Origin of the sequence: Buchnera aphidicola (Pemphigus immunis), from assembly GCF_964059115.1 — a bacterium.
In the GTDB taxonomy this organism is placed as follows: Bacteria; Pseudomonadota; Gammaproteobacteria; order Enterobacterales; family Enterobacteriaceae; genus Buchnera_C; species Buchnera_C aphidicola_C.
Genome location: NZ_OZ060408.1, coordinates 517,925 through 542,895 on the forward strand (window position 1 = coordinate 517,925; position 24,971 = coordinate 542,895).

General features: G+C 25.5%; 25 protein-coding genes and 1 tRNA gene. 4 read left to right on the plus strand and 22 right to left on the minus strand.

Annotation, left to right across the window (positions count from 1 at the left end; genetic code table 11):
* Positions 1–16: 16 nt before the first annotated feature.
* The 13 genes from rplB to fkpA form a co-directional block, all read right to left on the minus strand.
* Positions 17–838 (minus strand): 50S ribosomal protein L2, encoded by an 822-nt coding sequence (gene rplB / locus AB4W77_RS02280; protein WP_367681386.1) that lies wholly within the window; start codon positions 836–838, stop codon positions 17–19.
* Between the two features lie 14 nt (positions 839–852).
* On the minus strand, positions 853–1,155 hold the full coding sequence (rplW, locus tag AB4W77_RS02285) for a 50S ribosomal protein L23 (protein WP_367681387.1): 303 nt from the start codon (positions 1,153–1,155) through the stop codon (positions 853–855).
* The gene (gene rplD, locus AB4W77_RS02290) at positions 1,152–1,757 is read right to left on the minus strand and encodes a 50S ribosomal protein L4 (RefSeq protein WP_367681388.1); all 606 of its coding nucleotides are present in this window, start codon (positions 1,755–1,757) and stop codon (positions 1,152–1,154) included. Before rplD ends, rplW begins: the two co-directional genes overlap by 4 nt.
* A 10-nt stretch (positions 1,758–1,767) precedes the next feature.
* Positions 1,768–2,397 carry a 50S ribosomal protein L3 gene (gene rplC / locus AB4W77_RS02295; protein WP_367681389.1) on the minus strand — a complete coding sequence of 210 codons (630 nt, stop codon included), beginning with the start codon at positions 2,395–2,397 and terminating at the stop codon, positions 1,768–1,770.
* Between the two features lie 31 nt (positions 2,398–2,428).
* Positions 2,429–2,740 carry a 30S ribosomal protein S10 gene (gene rpsJ, locus AB4W77_RS02300; RefSeq protein WP_265196774.1) on the minus strand — a complete coding sequence of 104 codons (312 nt, stop codon included), beginning with the start codon at positions 2,738–2,740 and terminating at the stop codon, positions 2,429–2,431.
* A 512-nt stretch (positions 2,741–3,252) separates the two neighbouring features.
* The gene (gene tuf / locus AB4W77_RS02305) at positions 3,253–4,437 is read right to left on the minus strand and encodes an elongation factor Tu (protein ID WP_367681390.1); all 1,185 of its coding nucleotides are present in this window, start codon (positions 4,435–4,437) and stop codon (positions 3,253–3,255) included.
* Positions 4,438–4,475: 38 nt separating this feature from the next.
* A complete protein-coding gene (fusA, locus tag AB4W77_RS02310) occupies positions 4,476–6,587 on the minus strand; it encodes an elongation factor G (protein ID WP_367681391.1) in 2,112 nt (703 codons plus the stop codon).
* A 105-nt stretch (positions 6,588–6,692) separates the two neighbouring features.
* Positions 6,693–7,163, minus strand: a complete 471-nt coding sequence (gene rpsG / locus AB4W77_RS02315) for a 30S ribosomal protein S7 (RefSeq protein WP_367681392.1) — start codon at positions 7,161–7,163, stop codon at positions 6,693–6,695.
* Positions 7,164–7,209: 46 nt separating this feature from the next.
* Positions 7,210–7,584 (minus strand): 30S ribosomal protein S12, encoded by a 375-nt coding sequence (gene rpsL / locus AB4W77_RS02320; protein ID WP_367681393.1) that lies wholly within the window; start codon positions 7,582–7,584, stop codon positions 7,210–7,212.
* A 117-nt stretch (positions 7,585–7,701) separates the two neighbouring features.
* A complete protein-coding gene (tusB, locus tag AB4W77_RS02325; RefSeq protein ID WP_367681394.1) occupies positions 7,702–7,989 on the minus strand; it encodes a sulfurtransferase complex subunit TusB in 288 nt (95 codons plus the stop codon).
* Between the two features lie 12 nt (positions 7,990–8,001).
* A complete protein-coding gene (gene tusC / locus AB4W77_RS02330) occupies positions 8,002–8,361 on the minus strand; it encodes a sulfurtransferase complex subunit TusC (protein ID WP_367681395.1) in 360 nt (119 codons plus the stop codon).
* Between the two features lie 9 nt (positions 8,362–8,370).
* Complete coding sequence (gene tusD / locus AB4W77_RS02335) at positions 8,371–8,757, minus strand: sulfurtransferase complex subunit TusD (RefSeq protein ID WP_367681396.1); 387 nt, start codon at positions 8,755–8,757, stop codon at positions 8,371–8,373.
* 112 nt (positions 8,758–8,869) lie between these two features.
* Positions 8,870–9,631: an FKBP-type peptidyl-prolyl cis-trans isomerase gene (fkpA, locus tag AB4W77_RS02340; RefSeq protein ID WP_367681397.1), complete on the minus strand. Its 762-nt coding sequence runs from the start codon at positions 9,629–9,631 to the stop codon at positions 8,870–8,872.
* A 1,469-nt stretch (positions 9,632–11,100) separates the two neighbouring features.
* Between fkpA and tsgA the strand changes: the two genes are divergently transcribed.
* On the plus strand, positions 11,101–12,264 hold the full coding sequence (gene tsgA / locus AB4W77_RS02345; RefSeq protein WP_367681398.1) for an MFS transporter TsgA: 1,164 nt from the start codon (positions 11,101–11,103) through the stop codon (positions 12,262–12,264).
* Positions 12,265–12,316: 52 nt separating this feature from the next.
* Here the strand turns inward: tsgA and trpS are convergent, their stop codons facing one another.
* From trpS to aroK, 4 genes are all read right to left on the minus strand, one after another.
* Positions 12,317–13,321 carry a tryptophan--tRNA ligase gene (gene trpS, locus AB4W77_RS02350; RefSeq protein ID WP_367681399.1) on the minus strand — a complete coding sequence of 335 codons (1,005 nt, stop codon included), beginning with the start codon at positions 13,319–13,321 and terminating at the stop codon, positions 12,317–12,319.
* 40 nt (positions 13,322–13,361) lie between these two features.
* Positions 13,362–14,048, minus strand: coding sequence for a ribulose-phosphate 3-epimerase (gene rpe / locus AB4W77_RS02355; protein ID WP_367681400.1), 687 nt, complete (start codon positions 14,046–14,048; stop codon positions 13,362–13,364).
* A gap of 535 nt (positions 14,049–14,583) precedes the next feature.
* Positions 14,584–15,675 carry a 3-dehydroquinate synthase gene (aroB, locus tag AB4W77_RS02360; RefSeq protein ID WP_367681401.1) on the minus strand — a complete coding sequence of 364 codons (1,092 nt, stop codon included), beginning with the start codon at positions 15,673–15,675 and terminating at the stop codon, positions 14,584–14,586.
* Between the two features lie 31 nt (positions 15,676–15,706).
* Positions 15,707–16,234: a shikimate kinase AroK gene (gene aroK, locus AB4W77_RS02365; RefSeq protein WP_367681402.1), complete on the minus strand. Its 528-nt coding sequence runs from the start codon at positions 16,232–16,234 to the stop codon at positions 15,707–15,709.
* Positions 16,235–17,102: 868 nt separating this feature from the next.
* Here aroK and AB4W77_RS02370 point away from each other — a divergent pair.
* A tRNA-Ser gene (locus tag AB4W77_RS02370) sits at positions 17,103–17,188 on the plus strand.
* 76 nt (positions 17,189–17,264) lie between these two features.
* On the opposite strand, the gene deoD is transcribed toward AB4W77_RS02370, so the two are convergent.
* From deoD to prfC, 3 genes are all read right to left on the minus strand, one after another.
* Positions 17,265–17,972, minus strand: coding sequence for a purine-nucleoside phosphorylase (gene deoD, locus AB4W77_RS02375; protein WP_367681403.1), 708 nt, complete (start codon positions 17,970–17,972; stop codon positions 17,265–17,267).
* Positions 17,973–18,026: 54 nt separating this feature from the next.
* The gene (locus tag AB4W77_RS02380) at positions 18,027–19,250 is read right to left on the minus strand and encodes a phosphopentomutase (protein ID WP_367681404.1); all 1,224 of its coding nucleotides are present in this window, start codon (positions 19,248–19,250) and stop codon (positions 18,027–18,029) included.
* Between the two features lie 123 nt (positions 19,251–19,373).
* Positions 19,374–20,981: a peptide chain release factor 3 gene (prfC, locus tag AB4W77_RS02385; RefSeq protein ID WP_367681405.1), complete on the minus strand. Its 1,608-nt coding sequence runs from the start codon at positions 20,979–20,981 to the stop codon at positions 19,374–19,376.
* Between the two features lie 181 nt (positions 20,982–21,162).
* Here prfC and ansA point away from each other — a divergent pair, with 181 nt between their 5' ends.
* Positions 21,163–22,179: an asparaginase gene (gene ansA / locus AB4W77_RS02390; RefSeq protein ID WP_367681406.1), complete on the plus strand. Its 1,017-nt coding sequence runs from the start codon at positions 21,163–21,165 to the stop codon at positions 22,177–22,179.
* 92 nt (positions 22,180–22,271) lie between these two features.
* On the opposite strand, the gene AB4W77_RS02395 is transcribed toward ansA, so the two are convergent.
* A complete protein-coding gene (locus tag AB4W77_RS02395; protein ID WP_367681407.1) occupies positions 22,272–22,847 on the minus strand; it encodes an NfuA family Fe-S biogenesis protein in 576 nt (191 codons plus the stop codon).
* A 204-nt stretch (positions 22,848–23,051) separates the two neighbouring features.
* Between AB4W77_RS02395 and bioH the strand changes: the two genes are divergently transcribed.
* Positions 23,052–23,822 (plus strand): pimeloyl-ACP methyl ester esterase BioH, encoded by a 771-nt coding sequence (gene bioH / locus AB4W77_RS02400; protein ID WP_367681408.1) that lies wholly within the window; start codon positions 23,052–23,054, stop codon positions 23,820–23,822.
* A 125-nt stretch (positions 23,823–23,947) separates the two neighbouring features.
* Here bioH and AB4W77_RS02405 read toward each other — a convergent pair whose 3' ends face one another.
* A complete protein-coding gene (locus AB4W77_RS02405; protein WP_367681409.1) occupies positions 23,948–24,472 on the minus strand; it encodes a single-stranded DNA-binding protein in 525 nt (174 codons plus the stop codon).
* Between the last annotated feature and the right edge of the window lie 499 nt (positions 24,473–24,971).

Sequence of the window (24,971 nt, forward strand, 5' to 3'; positions counted from 1 at the left end):
TCTTTATCCTCTATAATTATTTATTTCTACTTCGTAAGATAAACTTATCAGTACGTTTATTTTTTCTAGTTTTCTTTCCTTTAGTTTGAAAACCCCATGGAGTTACTGGATGTTTACCAAAATTTCTACCTTCTCCTCCTCCATGTGGATGATCAACAGGATTCATAGCAGTACCCCTCACTGTTGGTCTAATACCTCTCCACCGAGAAGCTCCTGCTTTTCCTAATACTCTTAACATATGTTCAGAGTTCCCTACTTCTCCAATAGTAGCTCTACAATCAGATGGTATTTTTCTCATTTCTCCCGATCTTAACCTAATTGTAACGTAAGTATTTTCACTAGCTACTAATTGTACGTAACTACCAGCTGAACGTGCTATTTGACCTCCCTTTCCAGGTTTCATTTCTACATTATGAACTAATTCTCCAATTGGAATATTTTTTAAAGGCAATGAATTTCCTACTTTTATAGATTCTTTAATACCGGAAATAACTTTATCACCGATGGATAAACCTTTAGGAGCTAAAATATAATTACGTTTCCCATCCTTATATAAGATTAAAGCAATATTTGCTGAACGATTAGGATCATATTCAAAACGTTCTACAACAGCAGGAATACCGTCTTTTTTTCTTTTAAAATCAAGAATTCTATACGCTCTTTTATGACCTCCACCTATATGACGAGTAGTAATTCGACCAGCATTATTCCTTCCACCTGTCTTAGTATTCTTTTTTGTTAGTAAAGAAAATGATTTACCTTTATATAAATTTTTATTAACCACTTTAATAACATGACGACGACCAGGAGATGTCGGTTTACATTTAATAATTGTCATTTTTTTTCCTACAACTAATCTACGTTACTAAGTAAGTCTACATTTTGACCTTTTCTTAAAGTAATATAAGCTTTTTTCCAAATTTTATGGCGACTTACTTGATTCCCTTTACGTTTTATTTTTTCTTTAACTAAAAGTGTATTGATAGAACTCACTTTTACTTTGAACAATTCTTGTATAGCTTTTCTTATCGTAGATTTTTTTGCATCTTTTTTTACTTTAAAAACAACTGTATTATGTTTTTCTGCAGATAAAGAAGACTTTTCTGAAATTTTAGGAGAAAGCAATACTTTAAAAATAAGATCTTTATGTGTCATGAAAACATTTCCTCTATTTTACTAATAGCTTCCGTTGTTAAAATAATCTTTTCAAAAGAAATTAAACTAACTGGATTAATTAAATTAACATCACAAACATCTACTTTATACAAATTACGAGAAGCTAAAAATAAATTATTATCTATTCCTTTAATAATAATTAGTACATTTTTTAATCCTATATCTTTTAATTTTCTTACTAATAATTTGGTTTTAGGTAAATCTAAAGAAAATTTTTTAAAAATTATAAGACGATTTTGACGTACTAATTCTGAAAAAATACTTTGCATAGCACCACGATACATCTTACGATTAACTTTCTGTTCATAATCTTGAGGTTTAGATGCAAATGTAACACCACCAGAACGCCATAAAGGACTTCTAACTGATCCAGCTCTTGCTCTTCCTGTTCCTTTTTGACGCCATGGTTTTTTTCCAGAACCAGAAACTTCTGCACGACTCTTTTGAGCTCGTGTTCCTTGTCTAGCACTTGATCTATAAGCCATTATAACTTGATGGACAAGAGACTTATTAAAATCTCGACCAAATATAACATCAGACAAATAAAGTGACGTTGATTCATCTTTAAGTAATAATTCCATATTATAGTCCTCATGCTTTTATAGCTGGTTTAACAATAAGGTCACTACCAGTTGCACCAGGAACAGAACCCTTGATTAATAACAAGTTTTGATTAGCATCGATTCTAATTACTGTTAAACTTTGAACTGTAACGCGAACGTTGCCTAAATGACCAGCCATTTTTTTACCTTTAAAAACTCTTCCTGGAGTTTGATTTTGACCAATAGAACCAGGTACACGATGAGATAATGAGTTACCATGAGTTGCATCTTGAGTTCTGAAATTCCATCTTTTTACCGTACCAGAAAATCCTTTTCCTTTAGAAATACCAGTAATATCAACTTTTTTTACATTAATAAAAATATTTACATTAACTATATTTCCAATTTTAAAATCTTTTAAATCAGAAACTCTAAATTCCCATAAACCACGACCAGCTTTTACTCCTGATTTAATAAAATGACCAGATTCAGGTTTTTTTAACTGATTGAATTTTTTAATTCCTGTAGTAACTTGTATAGCTTTATATTTATCATTATCTAAATTTTTAATTTGGATAATACGATTTTCTTTTATTTCAATTGCTGTAACAGGTATAGAAACACCCTCTTTACTAAAAATTCGTGTCATACCTAATTTTTTTCCAACTAAACCTATCATTTTACAACCCTTTGATCATGTAATTATCTTATTAATCAAGGCTGATTTGTACGTCTACACCAGCAGCAAGATCTAATCGCATTAAAGCGTCTACTGTTTTTTCAGTAGGTTCAACAATATCTATCAATCGCTTGTGAGTACGAATTTCATATTGATCACGTGCATCTTTATTAACATGAGGAGAAATTAAAACAGTAAAACGTTCCTTACGTGTAGGAAGTGGTATAGGACCACGGACTTGCGCTCCTGTTCTTTTAGCAGTTTCAACAATTTCTGAAGTTGATTGATCTATTAAACGATGATCAAAAGCTTTAAGACGAATACGTATTCTTTGGTTCTGCATAAGACCAGAACTCCAATTTTATAAAAACTAAAAAACACCTTTCTTACTAAATAATTAGTAAGTCAGCGTAATAGTTTAATTCATAACTCCAAAATTAGGAGTATTAAGTATTTAAATTATATAAGAAATTTAAATAATTTAAAATAAAAATTCCATATCAATTAAAAATTAAAATGCTTATAAAATAAGGAAGATATTATAACATTCTTTAAAAAACAAACGTACGTAGTTTTTAAAAATTAAAATAAAATATATTTTTTAAAAATTTATAATAATTTTTATTAAAAAATCAACATTTAATATTGTAAAAAATTCCTACACATAATAAAATTATCTAAATATTTTTTTAATAATTATTAAATTATTATTATAAAAAATATATTTTATTTTGTAAACTATAGTATTTAAAAATCATATGTCTATATTTTATATTAAATACGGAAGAGCTTTATCGGCTCTTCCGTATTTAATATAAATCAACCTTTTAATTATCATATTCAATAAAATATTAATTAACTAATTACCTTAATAACCACACCAGCTCCAACTGTACGACCACCTTCACGAATTGCAAAACGCAGTCCTTCAGACATTGCAATAGGATGAATCAATGTTACTGTCATTTTAATATTATCTCCAGGCATAACCATTTCTATATCCTGAGGTAACTCAATAAAACCGGTTACATCTGTGGTTCTAAAATAAAATTGAGGTCGATATCCTTTAAAAAAAGGTGTATGACGACCACCTTCTTCCTTTGAAAGTACATAAACTTCTGATTCAAATTTGATATGAGGATGAATAGTTCCTGGTTTTGCTAATACTTGTCCTCTTTCTATGTCTTCTCGTTTAGTGCCTCGTAATAAAATTCCAACATTTTCTCCAGCTCTTCCTTCATCTAATAATTTACGAAACATTTCAACACCAGTACATGTTGTTTTTATAGTATTCTTTATTCCAACAATTTCAACTTCTTCACCAACTTTTACAATACCTTGCTCTACTCTACCAGTCACAACTGTACCTCTACCAGAAATAGAAAATACATCTTCTATCGGAAGTAAAAATGGTTTTTCAATTGATCTTATTGGTTCTGGAATATAACTATCTAATAAATTAGCTAAATCGATAATTTTTTCTTCCCATTCTGGAACACCTTCTAATGCTTTTAGAGCCGAACCCCTTACAATAGGAGTATCATCACCCGGAAAATCATATTGTGTCAATAAATCTCTAACTTCCATTTCAACTAATTCCAATAATTCTTCATCATCAACAGCGTCACATTTATTCAAAAATACAATTATGTAAGGTACACCTACTTGACGACCTAATAAAATATGTTCACGTGTTTGTGGCATAGGACCATCGCTAGCAGCTACTACTAAAATAGCGCCATCCATTTGCGCAGCTCCTGTTATCATATTTTTTATATAATCTGCATGCCCTGGACAATCAACATGTGCATAATGTCTACTAAGAGTATCATATTCAACATGAGAAGTATTTATGGTAATACCTCTTGCTTTCTCCTCAGGAGCATTATCAATTTGATCAAAAGCACGAGGAGATCCTCCATATTTTTTAGCCAATACAGTAGTAATAGCAGCTGTTAAAGTTGTTTTACCATGATCAACATGACCTATTGTTCCCACATTAATATGGGGTTTTAATCTTGCAAACTTTTCTTTAGACATAAAATATAACCTTTATTAAATTTTTAAAATATAAAAAATCATTTCTCTCTTTCTAAAATAATATTTTTAGCTACACTATTAGGAGCTTCTGCATACTGCAAAAATTCCATAGAATAAGCTGCTCTTCCTTGACTTTGAGAACGTAAATCAGTAGCATATCCGAACATTTCAGATAAAGGTACTTTGGCAAAAATAATTTTCCCATTTATCATATTATTCATACCCTCGATAATGCCTCTTCGACGATTTATATCACCAATAACATCTCCCATATAATCTTCTGGAGTTTCTATTTCTACTTTCATAATAGGTTCTAGTAAAATCGGTTTAGCCTGTTTAAAAGCATTTTTAAATGCTATTGATGCTGCTAATTTAAATGCTATTTCAGAAGAATCTACATCATGATAAGATCCGAAATGCAGACGTACACCTATATCTACAACCGGATATCCTGCCAACGGTCCATATTTTAACTGTTCTTGAATACCTTTATCTATTGCTGAAATATATTCTCCTGGAATTACACCACCTTTTATATCATTTATAAAATTATAACTGGATCCACTTCCTGGTTCTAATGGAAATAAATCAATTACTACATGTCCATATTGACCTCGTCCTCCAGATTGCTTAATGTGTTTACCTTCTATATTTTTCACTAATTCCTTGATAGTTTCCCTATAAGCAACTTGAGGTTTGCCAATATTTCCACTAACATTAAATTCCCTTTTCATACGATCAACAATAATTTCTAAATGTAATTCCCCCATACCTGCAATAATAGTTTGATTAGATTCTTCATCCGTCCATACTCGGAATGAAGGGTCTTCTTTTGCTAATCTATTTAAAGCTAAACCCATTTTTTCCTGATCAGATTTTGTTTTTGGTTCTACAGAAATAGAAATTACTGGTTCAGGAAATTCCATGCGTTCTAAAATAATTCTAGAATTTTGATCACATAAAGTATCACCTGTTGTTACATTTTTTAAACCAATAGCTGCAGCTATATCACCAGATCTTACCTCTTTTATTTCTTCTCTTTTATTTGCATGCATTTGAACAATTCGTCCAAATCTTTCTTTTTGAGATTTTACAGAATTAAATACAGTATCTCCCGATCTCACTACTCCAGAATACACTCTAAAAAACGTTAAATTTCCAACAAATGGATCACTGGCAATTTTAAATGCTAATGCTGAAAAAGGTTCTTCATCATTGAAATTAGGTAAAACAATTGTCTTTCCTGTTTTATCTGAAATTTCTTTTTTTAATCCTACATCTATTGGAGATGGTAAATATTCTATTACTGCATCTAATAAAGCTTGTACTCCTTTATTTTTAAATGCAGATCCACAAGTAATAATAACAATTTCATTATTTAAAACTCTTTGTCGTAGTGCTAATTTTATTTCTTCTTCAGAAAGTTTTTCTCCATTTAAATATTTTTCCATAATTTCTTCATTTGCTTCAGCAGCAGATTCAATTAAATTATGATGCCATTTTTCAGATAACTCTAACATATCAACAGGAATATCTGAATAAGTAAAAGTTACTCCTTGATCTTTATCATTCCAACTAACAGATTTCATTTTTATTAAATCTATTATTCCTACAAAATTTTCTTCGCTACCTATCGCTAACTGAATAGGAACAGGATTTGTAGTAAGACGATTTTTTATTTGTTTAACTACTTTTAAAAAATTTGCTCCCATACGATCCATTTTATTAATAAATGCAATTCTAGGTACCTTATACTTATTTGCTTGACGCCAAACAGTCTCAGATTGAGATTGAACACCTCCAACTGCACAATAAACCATAACAACACCATCTAATACACGCATAGAACGTTCAACTTCTATAGTAAAATCAACATGTCCTGGTGTATCAATAATATTAATTCGATGCGGTGTAAATTGATCAGCCATTCCTGACCAAAATGCAGTTGTTGCAGCAGAAGTAATAGTAATACCTCTTTCCTGTTCTTGTTCCATCCAATCCATAGTTGCTGCTCCATCATGAACTTCCCCAATCTTATGATTAATTCCTGTATAAAACAAAATTCGTTCAGTCGTAGTTGTTTTTCCAGCATCTATATGAGCACTAATTCCAATATTTCTATAATTAGTAATAGGAGTAGTACGAGCCATTTTATTCCTCTAGTTACCTAATAGTCTAAATGATTAATCAATAAAAAAGAATGGCTTTACCTGTTGATTAACGTAAATATAACTTATTACTGCAATAAACTATTTTTACCAACGATAATGCGCAAAAGCTTTATTAGCTTCTGCCATTCTGTGTACTTCTTCTCTTTTTTTTACAGCATTCCCTTTATTTTCAAAAGCATCTTGCAATTCATTAGATAATCTGAGAAACATAGATTTATCTGGACGTTTACGTGCTGCTTCAACAATCCAACGCATAGCCAAAGCATTTCTTCGAACCGGACGAACTTCCACTGGAACTTGATAAGTAGAACCACCAACACGACGAGATTTTACTTCTACTGTTGGACGAACGTTCTCTAACGCAAGATTAAAAATTTCTAATTCTAATTTACCTATACGTTCTGATAATTTTTTTAATGCTTTATAAACAATCACTTCTGCAATGGATTTTTTTCCATCGACCATTAATATATTAATAAATTTAGCTAATATTTCTGATGAAAATTTTGGATCTGGTAAAATTTTACGATTTCCAATTACACGACGTCGAGGCATAAATGCTCCATTTTGATAAAAAATTATTTTTTATTTTTATTTATATTTATACTTTTGATTTTTTTACACCATATTTAGAACGACCTTTTTTACGATCTTTTACTCCTGAACAATCTAAAGAACCCCTAACAATATGATAACGAACTCCTGGCAAATCCTTTACTCGTCCACCTCTTATTAAAATTACCGAATGTTCTTGCAAGTTATGACCTTCTCCACCTATATAAGCAGTCACTTCAAAACCATTAGTTAGCCGAACACGACAAACTTTTCTAAGAGCTGAATTAGGTTTTTTAGGAGTAGTTGTATAAACTCTTGTGCATACTCCTCTTTTCTGAGGACATTTACCCAATGCCGGTACATTACTTTTTATATTTCTACGAACACGGGGTCTGCGGACCAACTGATTAACTGTGGCCATGAAATCTCCTATTATAAAATTTTTATGATTTCTAATAAAATAAATTAAATTGAATATACTATTATTATGCAGAATTTAGACTGGTTAAAAAATATTCTAGAATAAAAAACTAATTGCTTACCAATTCATTTGCTGCTGATTCTTTTCTGTCAAAAACACAAATTTATGGTAATCAATCATCATAAATCCAGTTGCAATTTTTTTACAAAGACCGCGCGCTGTTACATCTTCTTTTAAAACATAGAGATTAGCTGACGAATTTAATAAATCTCTCAAAAAATAGTTTTTATCTACAGCAATAATTACACCATCTTGTAATGCTAATAAATCATCCGACTTCTTTAAAATATTAAATAATAATATCATATTACTTTTAAAAGGGGAATTCATTAACGTATGTAACATACTAAACACCTCTTAAAAATTAATAATTCCGTCACATTCATCTATTTTTTTTTGAAGAACATTTTTACTTAAAACCTGAACATCCAATAAAAAAATATCTTTTTCAAAAAAACCTCGTTCTATTAACGAATCAGCACAAAAATAAAATTTGTTTATACCATACAAAGGCAAAATAAAAAATGCAGGTGTGTAATTTCGTGACAATATATGTTCCGGTTTTTGATTCTTTATTAATTGAAAAATTCCATCACCAATAAAAAAAATGGAAATATTCTGAATTGTTAAAGAAATAGATAAAATTAAATCTAAACCTTCTCTACCAAAAGCAGTACCATGCGGTGCATAAGAAAAAATAAAAGCCATATGTTTCATAAAATTATATTAAAATTGTACAATACGATCACATTTTCGAATAGATTCAGATAATTCACCTAATCCAGTTAATGTAAAACCTTTTGCTAAATTTCCTATTTGAATACCAAATCGTAATGCTTGTTCATCACTTATTACTCCCCTTCTAGAAGCTGCGCTAATACAAATATTTAATTTTATCTTAAATTGAAAATGAAAATCTTGCCAAGAATTAACTAAATTACATTCATCTTCAGCTGGAGATACCATCTTATTAGCATTTAATACACCACTAAAATAAAAAAAAACACTATCTAATTTATGTCCACAATCAATTAAAGCATGAGAAAAAGATAAAGCTGTCTTAGAATTTTCTTTTCCGTATGCTGAACCTGTAACTAAAACTACATAATTCATATAATTTAAACCATAAAATTGAAAAAATAAATTATATTTTATAAACGAACAACATAATTTAAATAATTTTTAAAAATGTAAAATTTTTAACTACATAAAAATAAAAATTAATTTACTTCAATACAGATTTTATATCGATTAATTCTATATCAAAAATTAATATTGAATTACCAGGAATTCCTGGAACTCCATTTTCTCCATAAGCTAATTGAGGCGGTATCACTAATTTAATCTTTCCACCCTTACTAATATATTTTATACCTTCTTGCCAACCTTGAATTACATCTTTTATAGATAACCATATTGGTCCACTTGTATATGAATTATCAAATTCACTACCATCAATTAACGTTCCTTTGTAATTTACCAAAATCATATCATTATCTTTAGGAAATTGACCATCTCCTAATTTTTTTATTAAAATACATAAACCTGTTGAAGTTTTTTTTACACCTATTTTTTTTACAAAATTAGATATATATACTTTTCCTTGAGTATAATTTTCTTCAGCTCTTTTTTTTAACATCATTATCTCTGCATCTTTCAATTTATATTCTAAATTTCTTAATCTATTAGCAATTTCCTCATTAGATAATTTTAATGTTCCAAACATTGTATCTTTTATCCCTAAAATAAATTGTGTTTTATCTAAAAAAAATCCTAAATTTTCTTGATCTATCAATGAACGTTCCATATAACTACCCAATGAAGCTCCTAACGCATAAGATATTTTTTCATTATTATTTTTAAAAATAGAAGTACGATTCATTTGAGACATATTTTCTTTTTCTTCAATTAATTTAAAAAAATTAGATGCTAAGCAAATACTAGAACTAAAAAATAAAGTATATATTATACAAATCAACGTAATCATGTTGAAAAATTTTTTTAAAAAAATGTTTTTTTTACAGTTCATAATTATATTATTTCTATATTTTTACAATAATAAATATTATACTTGATTATCAGTATAAAATCTTCATTTTACATTACAGTTTCAAATTATTTGTAAAAAATGTTCATTTAATAACTAATCCGACACATGTGATATAAAAATAAACATTAAATCATGATTGATATCAATTTTTAAAAATATTTTAAATAAAAATAATTATTTAAACTATAATTATAAATACATATTTTTAAAAATATAAAATTTGTTTCTAATAAAAAATAAAAATGATATCTTTATGCTCTAAAGAAAAAAGAATGGAATTTTTATCAATACGAAAAATAATTTTTAATTAAAAGTTATACTAATGACATCAGTACATACATTTTATATTATAATTAACTCTATTAATATAACTAAATGCAATTGATACATAAAATACGATATAAAATTGTTTCCAGTAATATTGATTTTTAATAAAACTTATTTTCTTACAAAGAAACATGTAAAGAACTAAAAATAAAAAAAATAAATCAAAAATATAAAATATTATAAATCAGTATAAAATACTAAGGTATATACATTACAAACTTTATAAAATAAATTAAATTTATCTAAAAATAAGAGAATATTACATATTCATATTTATTTGATTTTTAAACATAATTAAAAAATTAATTTAATGACATTATAAAATATAGCAAAACTATTGATTTTTAATAAAAAAAATATTAATAATTAAAATAAAAGTATATTTATCCAAATATAAATAAATTAAAAATTATTTGTTAATCATATTTCCAAAAATTTATTTTTTCCTAAAAAAAGTATTTTCTATTTCCTAATTTATTCCGCAAAAAACCTATTTTACTTCAAAACAATCTAAATAAATAAAAAGACATCAAAAAAAATATTATAAATAATAATTAATTTTTAAGAATTTCTTTTGATATTATATTATATATATAAAACACAAACTGATAAAATATATATAAATATAAAAATACATATTAAATTTAGCTTTAAAATAACAGAATTAGTCTTTATATGAAATGCAAATAGCTTAAAATTAATTTTTTATTTTAGATAAATGTTACACTGGAAAATAAAAATTGTTTTTATTTTTAATATAAGTAAGCATACATTTTAACTAAAATAAAAAATTAATATTGGCAATATCATTAGTAATAAAAATATATATCGTATATGCAGTAAAATATTTTATATATATAAATAACATATTACATACAACAAAATTACTATAAAAATTTTATCTTGATATAACTTAATATCAATTATATTTTTTAAAAATTGAACTTTTCTGCTGATATATTAAAAAATAAATTATATATAACATCATATATGTTCTATTTAATTAAAACTAAAATATGAATTTTAAATTCATAAAAAAATAAATAAAATTAAATAAATTTATTTCAGGATACGAAAATATGACAAGAACAAATCGTATAAGTCTAATTTGGATTAGTTTTTTTTCTTATGCTTTAACTGGCGCATTAATTGTTGTTACAGGATTGATAATGGGAAATGTATCAGAATACTTTGAAATATCTCTATCATACACCAGCAATATTTTTACTTTTTTAAATGCTGGTATTTTAATATCTATTTTCTTAAATGCTTGGTTAATGGAAATTATTCCATTAAAAAAACAAATTATTGTAGGTTTTTTTCTTATGGTACTATCAATATATGTATTGATATTCACGCATAATTTAATATTTTTTTCATTTAGTATTTTTATGCTTGGTATTATAAGTGGAATTACAATGTCGATAGGAACTTTTTTAATTACTCATTTATATACAGGAAATAAAAGAGCTTCTCTATTATTATTAACAGATTCTTTTTTCAGTATGTCAGGTATGTTCATTCCTGTTTGTACTACTTTTTTATTAAAGAAAAATTTTCAATGGTACTGGGTATATACATTAATAGGAATTATTTACTTATTTATCTTCTTATTAACAATATACTCAAAATTTCCAAATTTAAATTCTACTAATCAAGAAAAAAAAATTAAACAAAAAGAAAAATATAGCACCAGTATATTTTTATTATCTCTATCAGCATTATGTTATATTTTGGGACAATTAGGATTTATTTCATGGATTCCAGAATTTTCAATAAAATTGATAGGGACAAATATTGTCGATGCTGGAAAATTAGTAAGCAATTTCTGGATGGCATATATGTTTGGTATGTGGTGTTTTAGTGGTATTTTAAAATTTTTTGATTTACAAAAAATGATGTTTTTTCTTACAGGTATTTCTTGTGTATTAATGTATTTATTTATTAAAAATACAAATTATGAATATTTAAAATGGATAATAATTTTATTGGGATTTTTTTCTAGCGCTATTTATACTCTAATAATTACATTAGGATCTTTGCAAACTAAAAAAACTTCTCCTAAAGTTATTAATTTTATTTTAACTTCTGGAACAATAGGAACGTTATTAACTTTTATTATAACCAGTCCTATTGTTTCTCAATTTGGAATTAAAGCAGCATTAATAACTGCAAATATTTTATATTTAATAGTATTTATATTGAGCTTTGTTTTAGGTTTTTTTACAAAACATAGAAAATAATTAATAGTAAATTATTTATATGTTATATTATAAAAATAATTAATAATATATATTACCGTAAACCTAAAACATTATATACATTTTTTAACGTTTTTTTTGCATATGTACGTGCTTTTAAAGCACCTTTTATCATAATTTTTTCTAAATAAGATTCATCTTGACGATATAAAAAATAAGATCTTTGTATCTTCAATATTAAATTAGATAACACATCAAATAATGATTCCTTAAATTCTCCATATAATTTTCCAGAAAATTCTTTTTCTAATTCAAAAATAGTTTTTCCTGTAATACAAGAAAAAATGGTTAATAAATTAGAAATACCTGGTTTTTTTTCTATATTATAATAAATTTTTGCTGGTTGTTCTGAATCAGTAACGGATTGTTTTATTTTTTTCCGAATTGAATCTATTTTTTCCAATAAAAAAATAGAATTATTTTTATTAAAATTAGATTTTGACATTTTTTTTACAGGTTCCAACAAGGACATAATCTTTGACCCTTGTTGAGATAATAATATAGAAGGAATAGTAAATACTTTTTTACCATATATAGTATTAAAACGATTAGCAATGTCAATAGTTAATTCTAAATGCTGTTTTTGATCCAAACCCACTAAAACATAATTAGTTTGATATAACAAAATATCAGATGCCATCAAAATAGGATAATTAAACAAAGCAATATTAACGTTTTTATTAATATTTTTTGACTTACTTTTAAATTGTGTCATACGTGTTAATTCTCCAAAATAAGAATAACAATTTAATATCCAGTTTAATTGAGCATGTTCATAAACATGAGATTGTACAAAAACAATACTTTTTTTTGGATCTACACCACAAGCTAAATATAAAGATAAAGTGTCAAATATATTTTTACGTAATACTTTACTTTCATTTTTAACAGTAATTGCATGTAAATCAGCTATACAATAAATGCAATTGTATTCTTTCTGCATTGTGCTCCATTTAGATAAAACACTTAAATAATTACCAATTGTTAAATTACCTGTTGGTTGTACAGCACTAAATAAAATTGATTTATTATTTTCCATTATGAATTTCTATTATTAAATAATATCATTATATTTAAAATTAATGAATAGCTCCATGGTGAACTGAATCTAACTCTTCATATATATTTCTTATAGTTTTTTGATAATCTTTAGAATTAAAAATTGCCGACCCAACAATAAAAACATTTGCACCAGCCAAAGCTATATTAGCAATATTATTTACTTTTATACCTCCATCTACAGCTAATAATATATCATATGCACTATTATCGATTTTTTTCCTAATCTCACGTAGTTTTTCTAAAGCAGAAGGAATAAAATCTTGTCCTCCAAATCCTGGATTTACCGACATTAATAATATCATATCCAGTTTATCCATTACATAATCCATAAAACTGATTGGCGTTGCTGGATTAAAACCGAGACCTACTTTACAACCATGAAATTTTATTAAATCCAAAGTACGATCTAAATGATCTGTCGATTCTGGATGAACAGTTATATAATTAGCTCCAGCTAACGCAAATTGAGGAATTAAATTATCCACAGGTTTTGTCATAAGATGTACATCAATATCTGCATTGATCTTATACTGTCGTAATGATCGTAAAATCATAGGACCCATAGTTAAATTAGGAACAAAATGATTATCCATGACGTCAAAATGAATCATGTCAACACCTAAATCTAAAACTTTTTTTGTTTCATCACCAAGACGAGCAAAATCAGCTGATAAAATTGAAGATGCCAGAAAAAATTTTTTCATAATTATCCCATAAGGATGATATTATTTATCACTAAGTAAAAGACTTATAAGTAATAAAGATAACTTGTACAATATGTATTTTATTACATTTAATATTAAATAATAATACAATACAAATATTAAATATATAGTCTTAAAAAAAATAAAAAAAGTAATATAAAAAATATTAAAATAATTATTTTTAAAAAATAAAATAAAAAAATTAAAAAAATAAATAAAAAAAATAGTTGCATTTTTTTTGATCTTAACATGATATTGTTATCACAAATAGAAACAAATTTTAAAATAAAGGTTATTATCTTGCATATTTCATTCTGATAAGTAATTATCTTATATCTTTATTAAAAATTATTCTGATTACATATAAATATTAATTTAAATAACATGTTTTACTTTTATTTTATCAATAAGAGACAAACTTCTTAATATGTTATTGTTAAATAAAATTAAAATTTTTATCTAATAAAATAACTACTTGTGTTTATGTACAAAAATAAATTAACAATAAAAAATATAATTTTAATTATATTTCTACTTAGTTATTTTGAATACAATCTGTAATTACAGATTTAATAATATCTTCATCAATTCCAGTAAATACCTTAGCTTCACCAATTTTTACTGGCAAAATCATTCTTATAACACCAGAAATTACTTTCTTATCTCTCATAAAATAAGGAAAATAAGAAGAAGGTAACATGTTTTTAGGTCCCCTAATTGGTAAACCTACTCTACTCATCAATTTTTCTATACGTTTAACATCCTTATTTTTTAATAATCCTATTTTTTCTGCAGTTCGAGCTGCCATAATGATACCAGCTGATACTGCTTCCCCATGTAACCAATTTCCATATCCTACATGAGACTCTATAGCATGTCCATAAGTATGTCCTAAATTTAATAAAACACGACAATCTGACTCTCTTTCATCTAATTCTATTAATCTTAACTTAAATTTACAACAAGTTAGAATACAATGTTTCATTAATTTAATATCGAGATTTAATATTCCTTCAATATTTTTTTCTAACCAAACAAAAAAATCACTATCAAAAATGATAGCATATTTTACTACTTCAGCTATTCCTGAAACTAACTCTCTTTTAGGTAAAGTATGTAAAAATTGTATGTCAATTAAAACAGAAGCCGGTTGCCAAAAAACACCAATCATATTTTTTCCTAAAACATGATTAACAGCAGTTTTTCCTCCTACGGAGGCATCAACTTGAGATAACAAAGTCGTTGGAATTTGAATATACCTTACTCCTCTCTGATATATAGCTGCACTAAAACCAGTAATATCACCTATTACTCCACCCCCTAATCCAATTAAAGTTGTATCTCTTCCGTGGGTGTTTTCCAATAAAGAAGAAATAATTGATTCCATTTCACATAGATTTTTATATTTTTCTCCATCTGATAAAATCACTTCATCAACTTTAATTCCTTGTTCAAAAAGACAACGTAGTACTTTATCTTTCCAAATATTAGCTAATGTTTTATTTGTTACCAACATTGCTTTATTACCTGTCTTTAAAGGATAAAATATATTTTTTTTATCCAATAAATTAGAACCTATACTAATAGTATAGCTTCTTTCCCCTAAACTAACGTTTAATTTTTCCATATTTAATCAATTTCCATACAATATAAAAAAATTAATGGTTTTTTTCTAATAAATAGATAATACGATTAGAAACAATTTTTGCACTTTTCTCATCTGTATTTACTACTATATCTGCTATCTCATGATAGAAAGGATTTCTTTCATATGCTAAATTTTCTAATGTTTTTTTACGAGCTAATATATCTTTTTGTAATAACGGACGTTTTCTATCTCGTTGAGTACGTAATAATTGTTTTTCAATCGTTGTTTTTAAATAAATTACGGTACCACGAGCAGAAAGATGATTACGTGATTCTCGAGATAGTACAGAGCCACCTCCTGTAGCCAATATGATACCGTGAAGTTGAGTGAGTTCATCTATTATTTTTTTTTCTCGATCTCGAAATCCTTGTTCACCTTCTACATCAAAAACCCAACTTATATCAGCACCAGTGCGCTTCTCAATTTCTTGATCAGAATCATAAAATTCCATACTAAGTTGTTGAGATAATTGACGACCAATGGTACTTTTACCTGCACCCATGGGTCCAATTAAAAAGATATTTCTTTTTTCTGCCATTTTTTTAAATATTATGAAATATAATGTGTTAATAATACCTACATTTATAAAAAATATGCTAGTAGGACATAAATTGTAAAAATAAAAATTATAATATATTTACATTATAACATTACTAAAAATTTGATCAATTGAAAATTTCAATTTTACAGTTTGTTTTTACCTTTTTGTCTATAAAATATAATTAACATATAAACTGTTTCATATTCATTAATAAAATATTTTAATTTTAAAAAAAAATTAAAAATATCTTTAGTAAACAAACTATTAAAAATATACAATTTTTTTATATGTTAAATAGTTTTAATTGTATTTATTTTAAACATTATGAGTTTAATTAATAAATTTTATTTATTAATATATCTTTAATAAGCATAATTTTTTTTAAAAGTAAAAAATTATTTTTTAAAAAACATGTTTTTTATCGAAAAAAAAATATCTATCTTTCATATTCTTTTTTTTAGATAAAAATGTATATATATAAATATAAAATAGAAAAATTACACCATATTTAATAAAAAAATTTTATTAATAATAAAGTATTAATTTTACCAAATAAATTTAAAAAATTATATTTTTTAAATTTATTAATATCAATCATACATATCATTACTAAAAAATAATAATTTAATACATGATATAAACTACGTAAAATATAATATCTCATCTATGATAAAAACTTGATTTGATTTTATCAAATAAAATAATGTATTCATTCCTAAAAACTACTTTAACAATGATAAACTTTTTCTAAAAAACCGATATCTAATATTATCAACATATAAAAAAATTTAAAACATAAAATAACTTGACCTTATTTTTCATATTAATTATTATATTTTCAGATTCAAAGAATATATAAATAAGAGGTGAGGTGTCCGAGAGGCTTAAGGAGCACGCCTGGAAAGCGTGTATTATGGAAACGTATCAAGGGTTCGAATCCCTTCCTCACCAAAAAAATAAAATTACTTTATTTTAGTACTCAATTTATATTGTACATTTATATTACAAAGATGTGCATTTATATATTTTATAATAAAGTAGATTCTAAGGCCAAATGAATCATTGTATCCAAACTTGACTGTCTATCTGCAGATGAAATTTTAGTTAATTTTTTTATGTGATCTGTCACTGTACAAATAGAAATAGCTTCAATTTTATATTTAGCTGCTAAAGCATACAATCCCGCTGTTTCCATTTCTATACCTAAAATTCCATATTTTTCTATTACATCTAAAACTTCTTGATCATCTGAATAAAATAAATCAGTTGTAAATAAATTTCCTATATTAATTTTAATATTAAATTTTTCAGCTACTTTAACTATATTAAAAAGCATAGGAAAACTACAAATAGCTGCAAAATCGTTATCTTTAAAATTTAATCTATTTACTTTTGAATCAGTACATGCTCCCATACCAATTACAATATCACGCAATGCCATATTTTCTATTATCGCACCACATGTCCCTACTCGTATAATTTTTTTCACTAAATATTCTGTAATTAATTCTTTAACATAAATAGAACAAGAAGGTATTCCTATACCATGACTCATAATAGAAATTTTTTTATTCTTATAAATTCCAGTATAACCAAACATAGATCTAATATTATTCACTTCAGTAACACTTTTTAAATAATTGTCGGCTATATACTTTGCCCTAATAGGATCACCTGGCATAATAACTATATCTGAAAAATCCCCTGCTTTGGCATTCATATGAGGAGTAACCATATCAATTTCCTCTTATTAAACAATTTATTAATAATCCTATGATAAATAAGATATTTATAACATACTGGTTCCGTAATCCATGTTAGATAAACCAAAATACTTAGCTAATGTTTGTCCTATATCTGCAAAAGTTTTACGATAACCTAAATATTTAGAAACCATACCCGGTCTATAAATTAAAATAGGTACATTTTCTCTTGTATGTTCAGTTCCTGACCACGTAGGATCACAACCATGATCTGCTGTTATAATTAAAATATCCCCTTTTTTTACTAATTTTAACAATTCCGGTAATCTAGAATCAAATAACTCTAATCCATTTGCGTATCCTGAAATATCTCGACGATGTCCCCAAGAAGAATCAAAATCGACAAAATTAGTAAAAACAATGGTATTATCCAAAGATATTTTTATTTGATTTATAGTTTTATCGAATAAATCATTTAATCCATTAGCCTTTACATTATATGTTATACCTACACCAGCATAAATATCATAAATCTTACCGATACCGACAACAATTCCACATTTCTCGTCTATTAACTTCTTTAAAACAGTTGAAGACGTCGGTGAATTGGATAAATCCTTTCTATTATTTGTTCTTAAAAATTGATATTTTTTATTACCAATAAATGGTCTAGCAATAACTCTACCAATATTATATTTCTTATCGTTTAACGTTTTTCGTACTATTTTAGATAAATTATATAATTTTTCTAAACCAAATATTTTTTCATGACATGCAATTTGAAATACTGAATCTTGAGAAGTATAAAAAATAGGTTTTCCAGTACAAATATGTTCTTCTCCAAAATCATCTAATACTGTTGTTCCAGAAGCATGACAATTACCTAATGATCCGATTAAATGAGAACGCATAAAAATTTCTTTCAGCAAATTTTTATCAAAACTATTTTCTTTTTTTTTAAAATAATCCCAATTAAACAATACAGGAACACCTGCAATTTCCCAATGTCCAGAAATAGTATCTTTACCAGAAGAAATCTCACTGGCATATGCATAACTACCTATAATATTAGTATCATTATCAGTAAAGAATAACGATTTACTCTTAGATTTTTCTACCAATTTACCTAAACCTAAAGACATTAAATTAGGAATTTTTAATGGACCTATTCTATTTTTATTAGCTATTCCGCTCAAACAAGCTTGTTGTATATGTCCAAAAGTATCAGCTCCTTCATCTCCAAACTTATAAGCATCACGGCTATAGCCAATTCCAAAAGAATCCAATACTAAAATAAATGCGCGTTTCATATATTATTATATATCCCAATAACATTAAAAATTATTTAAAAAATATATTTTGATTTTGATCAATAAAAATTAAATATTACCTGGAATTAAATTATTTAATAAAAATTGAATGTCGTAACAATATTAATTTTCTTGAAATTTAGAAAAAATAATATTTGGATAACGCATAATAACAATATTTAAATTAACTAAGCTCGGAGCAATATACGTTAATTGATTATTACCATCAATTGCTAAATTAGATATATATTTTAATTTAAATTTATTTAACTGTTTACTATCAGAAGATGATATCCATCGCGCAGCTACAATATTTACACTATCATATACAGCTTCAATAAAATATTCTTCTTGTAATCTTTCAATAACTATATCAAATTGTAATTCACCTATTACTCCTAATATTAAATTATTATTTAATATTGGACGAAATGTTTGAACAGCACCTTCTTCTGACAGTTCTTTTAATCCTTTCAATAACTGTTTTTGTTTAAATGGATTAGTTAATCGAATATAGCGAAATATTTCAGGAGCAAAATTAGGAACACCAATAAATTTAATTCGTTCACCTTGAGTAAAAGTATCACCTATCCTAATTTTTCCATGATTATGTATCCCAATAATATCTCCTGGATAAGCATTATCTACCGAAAATCTATCACCGGCTAAAAATATAAGTGCTTCATTAACAACAATATATTTCCCTGTCCTAACATGTAATAATTTAATACCTTTAATATATTTACCTGAAACTATTCTCATAAAAGCAATACGATCTCTATGTTTAGAATCCATATTTGCTTGTATTTTAAAAATAAAACCAGAAAAACTGTCTTCATTGGGTTCTACTTTTCTCATATCAGATGTTTTATACGTTGGACATGGAGCCCAATTTATTAAACCATGTAACATGTGATCTACACCAAAATTATTTAAAGCACTACCAAAAAATACTGGAGTCAAATTACCTTGTAAAAAAAAAGAACGTTTAAATTTTAAATAACACTCTTTGATTAATTCCACTTCTTCACGTAATTTATGAGCTGATTCTGAACCAATATTTTCATCTAACAAAATATTATTTAAATCTGGCATTTTTAAAAAAAATATTTTTTTTTCAGTTTTTTTTACACTTTTTTTATAAATCCATATTCCTTCATCATAAATATGATATATCCCTTGAAATAAACGTCCACAATTTATTGGCCAAGTAATAGGAGTACAAGATATTTTTAATTTATTTTCAATATCATCAAATAACTCTATAGGATCTTTAGCATCTCTATCCAATTTATTAATGAAAGTAATGATAGGAGTATTTCTCAATCTGGTTATATTAATTAATTTTTTAGTTCTCTCTTCTACTCCTTTAGCTGCATCGATAATCATTAAACAACAATCAACAGCAGTAATGATACGATAAGTGTCTTCTGAAAAATCTTCATGACCTGGAGTATCCAATAAATTAATTAAATGAAATTTATAATAAAATTGCATAACAGAACTGGTAATAGAAATGCCTCTCTTTTTTTCAATTTTCATCCAATCAGATGTAACATAAGTTCCTGAACCTCTAGCTTTAACAGTACCAGATTTATGAATAACTTTTCCTAATAACAATATTTTTTCAGTTATAGTTGTTTTTCCTGAATCTGGATGAGAAATAATTGCAAAAGTTCTTCTTTTTTCTATTTCCGATAAAAAATTCAAATCTGATTTTTTTTTGATCATTATTATTTATCATTTAACGTTAACACTTAAATTATTATACAATAATTAAAAACAACATTTTATATAAAAAAAAGACTTATTTTAAAAAATATACAGTACATATTTAATATACTATAAACATTTATATTGTAGTAATATACACAAATATGTAATATTTTAATTTTTAACCTAAGAGATAAAAATGAATAAAAAATTTATATATATTGCTTACACAGGTGGTACTATTGGAATGAAAAATTCTAAAAATGGTTATGTTCCCATGTCTGGTTATTTGCAAAAACAAATAAATAACATGCCTGATTTTCACCAACCAGAAATACCTAATTTCATTATTAATGAGTATCAACCATTAATTGATTCATCTAATATGAGTCCTATAGACTGGCAAATTATAGCCAATGATATTTCTATTAACTATGAAAAATATGATGGATTTATTGTTTTACATGGTACTGATACAATGTCTTATACTGCATCAGCATTATCTTTTTTGTTAGAAAATTTACAAAAACCAGTTATTATTACAGGTTCTCAAATACCTCTGTATGAAATACGATCTGATGGTAGACAAAATTTGCTTAACTCTTTACTTATAGCAGCTCATTACCCTATCTCTGAAGTAACTCTCTTTTTTAATAATAAATTATATCGAGGTAATAGAACCACTAAAGCTAATGCTGATGGATTTAATGCTTTTATTTCTCCTAATTTTACTCAACTAATTGAGATAGGTATACAAGTTAGATATATATTTAAACCTTTAATAACAAATATTCGTAAAAATTTCAGAACATATCATGTAACTCCACAACCTATTGGAATAATAATTATCTATCCAGGAATTTCTGCTAAAATTATTCACAATTTTTTACTTCAACCAGTTAAAGCATTAATTTTATGTTCTTACGGAGTAGGCAATGCTCCTCAAGATAAAAAATTTTTAAATGAACTAAAGATAGCTTATCAACGTGATATTATCATTATTAATTTAACGCAATGCATTTCTGGTTCAGTCAATATGAAAGGATACGCAACAGGAAATTCACTAGCTAATGTAGGTGTTATTAGTGGTTATGATCTGACTATAGAAGCTGCCCTTACAAAACTTCATTTTTTATTTAGCCAAAATTTATCTAATAACAAAATAAGAAAAATAATGCAAAAAAATATAAGAGGAGAATTAACTCCAAAAAAATAAAAATACATTTAATCAATAAATTGAAGAATAAAATTCTATTATTATATCGCATAATAATATATGATACTAAATATATAAACATATTCCTACAATTAATAGTAAGAATGGTGACCATGTTGATGAATTGTTAAATCTGTAATTCCTTTGATTTCTGGAAAAACTTGCAACAATTTTTTTTCTATACCTTCTTTTAAAGTTACATCAATCATTGAACATCCATTACAACTACCACTAAATTTTAATATAACATATCCCAATTTAGTAATATCAATTAAAAAAACTTGACCACCATGCAAAGATAAAACAGGATTAATTTCAATATCTAAAAAATGCTGTATACGATCTTTTAAAGATAAATTTTTTTTACTTTGTTTATATTTAGCAAAAGGAGCACTTAAAGTCAAATTTGAATTTGTACCTTCTATTTCAAGATCAATTTTTGTTTTTTTTAAAAACTCTATATCAGATATGTTCACATAAACGTTAAAATCAGTATATTTTATTTCTAAATCATTATCTTGTATTTCTTTTTGAGAATAATAAGATACGCCACATTCTGCTTTAGGTGTACCTGGATTGACAACAAAAACTCGAATATGAGTACCTTTTTCTTCATCTTTTAACAATTTTTTTAAATATTTTTGAGCTGGTATAGAAATATAAATCATAATAAAAATACTTAGGTAAGGTATTGATTAAAAATAATTTATTATAATACTTATTTATTTTATAACAAGAAAAAATTTATCCTTAAATTCAATATCCATGAAATGAAATAATTTATGTTAAATTAACATCACTATATATATAATATTAGTAATGATTTACATCATATTTACTACATTAAAATATAATATTTTTTAAAAAAAATTATGAATAAATTATATTGGGAAAAAATAGGATCAGGAGACATCAATCTGATACTTTTACATGGATGGGGATTTAATATAAAAATATGGTATCATATTATTTCTAAATTAAATTTACATTTTACATTATATTTAGTTGATTTACCAGGATTTGGTAAAAGCAAACATTGTTCAGCAATAAAAATTAAATCTACGATAGAAATTTTATCTTACTATATGCCTAAAAATTCTATCTGGTTAGGTTGGTCTCTTGGAGGTTTAATTGCTAACATGATAGGTTTAAACTATCCTAAAAATACACGAGCAATTATTAACGTATCTTCTTCTCCTTGTTTTACAACTCGTCATCAATGGCCTGGTATTAATCCTAAAATATTTGAAAATATTTATAATTCTTTAAGTAATAACTATGCGAAAACTGTTGAAAATTTTATAGATTTACAAAATTTTAATTTATCTCAACCTTATCAATATTTTTCAATATTAAAAAAAAAAATATTATTATATCCTTATCCTAAAAGAATAGCTTTAATAGAAGGACTAAAAATATTATGTTCTATCGATTTAAGAGAAAATATACAAAAATTAACTGTTCCATTATTAAGAATATATGGTAATTTAGATCCTTTTATTCCTAATAAAATATCTGGTATTTTAGATAAAATAGTACCATATAGTTATTCTATTACCATAAATCAATCCGCTCACGCACCTTTTATCTCACAACCTCAAGAATTTTGCGAATGTTTATTAAAATTTAAAAAATTATTATAATTTATAATAATATTATAAAAATATAATATTTACATTAATTAAATTAATGAATAAAAAATATATACATAAACCACTAGCCCCCTAAATACGGGGTGCTATAATTATTTTTTTTAATAAATATATTTTTAAAAAGGGATATCATCATCAAAATCAATTTGAGACTCATCATTAATTGAAATCTCTTTTTTATTATAAGCACTAGATTGATTAAATTTTACATCACCTTTTTCTAATTTATTTTTTTCTTGTAATATCATATTATTTTTTTGCATATTTTCATTAGAAAATGAATTATTAATATTCCTATTTCCCAACATATGCATTGTGCCACTAATATTTACGATGATTTCTGTAGTATAACGATCGACACCATTTTGATCTTGCCATTTTCTTGTCTGCAATGCACCTTCTATATATACTTGTGCACCTTTTCTAAGATACTCTCTGGCTATTTCTGCTAATTTTCCAAATAATACTACTCTGTGCCATTCCGTTTTTTCTTTCATTTCTCCTGTATTTTTATCTCTCCATGTTTCAGAAGTAGCTAAAGTAATATTTGCTACAGCTCCACCATTAGGCATATAACGAATTTCTGGATCTTGACCCAAATTACCAATAAGAATTACTTTATTTATACCTCTGCTTGCCATTTGTTTACCTACTCAGTAAATTTAATTACATAACATTTTTTTAACATTTATATAATGAACATATCTCATATATCGAAAATTGTATTACATAAGTAAATACTTAAATTTTTGTATACTACAATAAAATATTAATGAAATAAAAATAAATTCAATAAAATGTCAATCTTTATAAAAAAAACATTGAAGTTCTTTTGCAAAATAATAATAACATATAATCTATTAAAAAAAGAAATATAAAATTAATTTAATTTCATAGAATATAGAAAATTCAACTCGTTAACATGTTCTATATTCTACATAAATAAACTAAATAATTTTTTGTTGAAAAATAAATGAAATTATCTTATCAAAAATAAGAAACATGAAATCGTTCTTTATTCATTGGATAAAACTCTGTTATAAAAATTAATATCTAACCACAAATAATTTAAACTAAAAAATATGATATTATTATCGACAAAAAATTAATAAAATTAATATTTTAAATATTACTTATTAT

Coding starts and splice junctions, on each gene's coding strand:
- rplB (WP_367681386.1), bottom strand. CDS start 838: ATGACAATTATTAAATGTAAACCGACATCTCCTGGTCGTCGTCATGTT.
- rplW (WP_367681387.1), bottom strand. CDS start 1,155: ATGACACATAAAGATCTTATTTTTAAAGTATTGCTTTCTCCTAAAATT.
- rplD (WP_367681388.1), bottom strand. CDS start 1,757: ATGGAATTATTACTTAAAGATGAATCAACGTCACTTTATTTGTCTGAT.
- rplC (WP_367681389.1), bottom strand. CDS start 2,397: ATGATAGGTTTAGTTGGAAAAAAATTAGGTATGACACGAATTTTTAGT.
- rpsJ (WP_265196774.1), bottom strand. CDS start 2,740: ATGCAGAACCAAAGAATACGTATTCGTCTTAAAGCTTTTGATCATCGT.
- tuf (WP_367681390.1), bottom strand. CDS start 4,437: ATGTCTAAAGAAAAGTTTGCAAGATTAAAACCCCATATTAATGTGGGA.
- fusA (WP_367681391.1), bottom strand. CDS start 6,587: ATGGCTCGTACTACTCCTATTACTAATTATAGAAATATTGGAATTAGT.
- rpsG (WP_367681392.1), bottom strand. CDS start 7,163: ATGCCTCGACGTCGTGTAATTGGAAATCGTAAAATTTTACCAGATCCA.
- rpsL (WP_367681393.1), bottom strand. CDS start 7,584: ATGGCCACAGTTAATCAGTTGGTCCGCAGACCCCGTGTTCGTAGAAAT.
- tusB (WP_367681394.1), bottom strand. CDS start 7,989: ATGTTACATACGTTAATGAATTCCCCTTTTAAAAGTAATATGATATTA.
- tusC (WP_367681395.1), bottom strand. CDS start 8,361: ATGAAACATATGGCTTTTATTTTTTCTTATGCACCGCATGGTACTGCT.
- tusD (WP_367681396.1), bottom strand. CDS start 8,757: ATGAATTATGTAGTTTTAGTTACAGGTTCAGCATACGGAAAAGAAAAT.
- fkpA (WP_367681397.1), bottom strand. CDS start 9,631: ATGATTACGTTGATTTGTATAATATATACTTTATTTTTTAGTTCTAGT.
- tsgA (WP_367681398.1), top strand. CDS start 11,101: ATGACAAGAACAAATCGTATAAGTCTAATTTGGATTAGTTTTTTTTCT.
- trpS (WP_367681399.1), bottom strand. CDS start 13,321: ATGGAAAATAATAAATCAATTTTATTTAGTGCTGTACAACCAACAGGT.
- rpe (WP_367681400.1), bottom strand. CDS start 14,048: ATGAAAAAATTTTTTCTGGCATCTTCAATTTTATCAGCTGATTTTGCT.
- aroB (WP_367681401.1), bottom strand. CDS start 15,675: ATGGAAAAATTAAACGTTAGTTTAGGGGAAAGAAGCTATACTATTAGT.
- aroK (WP_367681402.1), bottom strand. CDS start 16,234: ATGGCAGAAAAAAGAAATATCTTTTTAATTGGACCCATGGGTGCAGGT.
- deoD (WP_367681403.1), bottom strand. CDS start 17,972: ATGGTTACTCCTCATATGAATGCCAAAGCAGGGGATTTTTCAGATATA.
- AB4W77_RS02380 (WP_367681404.1), bottom strand. CDS start 19,250: ATGAAACGCGCATTTATTTTAGTATTGGATTCTTTTGGAATTGGCTAT.
- prfC (WP_367681405.1), bottom strand. CDS start 20,981: ATGATCAAAAAAAAATCAGATTTGAATTTTTTATCGGAAATAGAAAAA.
- ansA (WP_367681406.1), top strand. CDS start 21,163: ATGAATAAAAAATTTATATATATTGCTTACACAGGTGGTACTATTGGA.
- AB4W77_RS02395 (WP_367681407.1), bottom strand. CDS start 22,847: ATGATTTATATTTCTATACCAGCTCAAAAATATTTAAAAAAATTGTTA.
- bioH (WP_367681408.1), top strand. CDS start 23,052: ATGAATAAATTATATTGGGAAAAAATAGGATCAGGAGACATCAATCTG.
- AB4W77_RS02405 (WP_367681409.1), bottom strand. CDS start 24,472: ATGGCAAGCAGAGGTATAAATAAAGTAATTCTTATTGGTAATTTGGGT.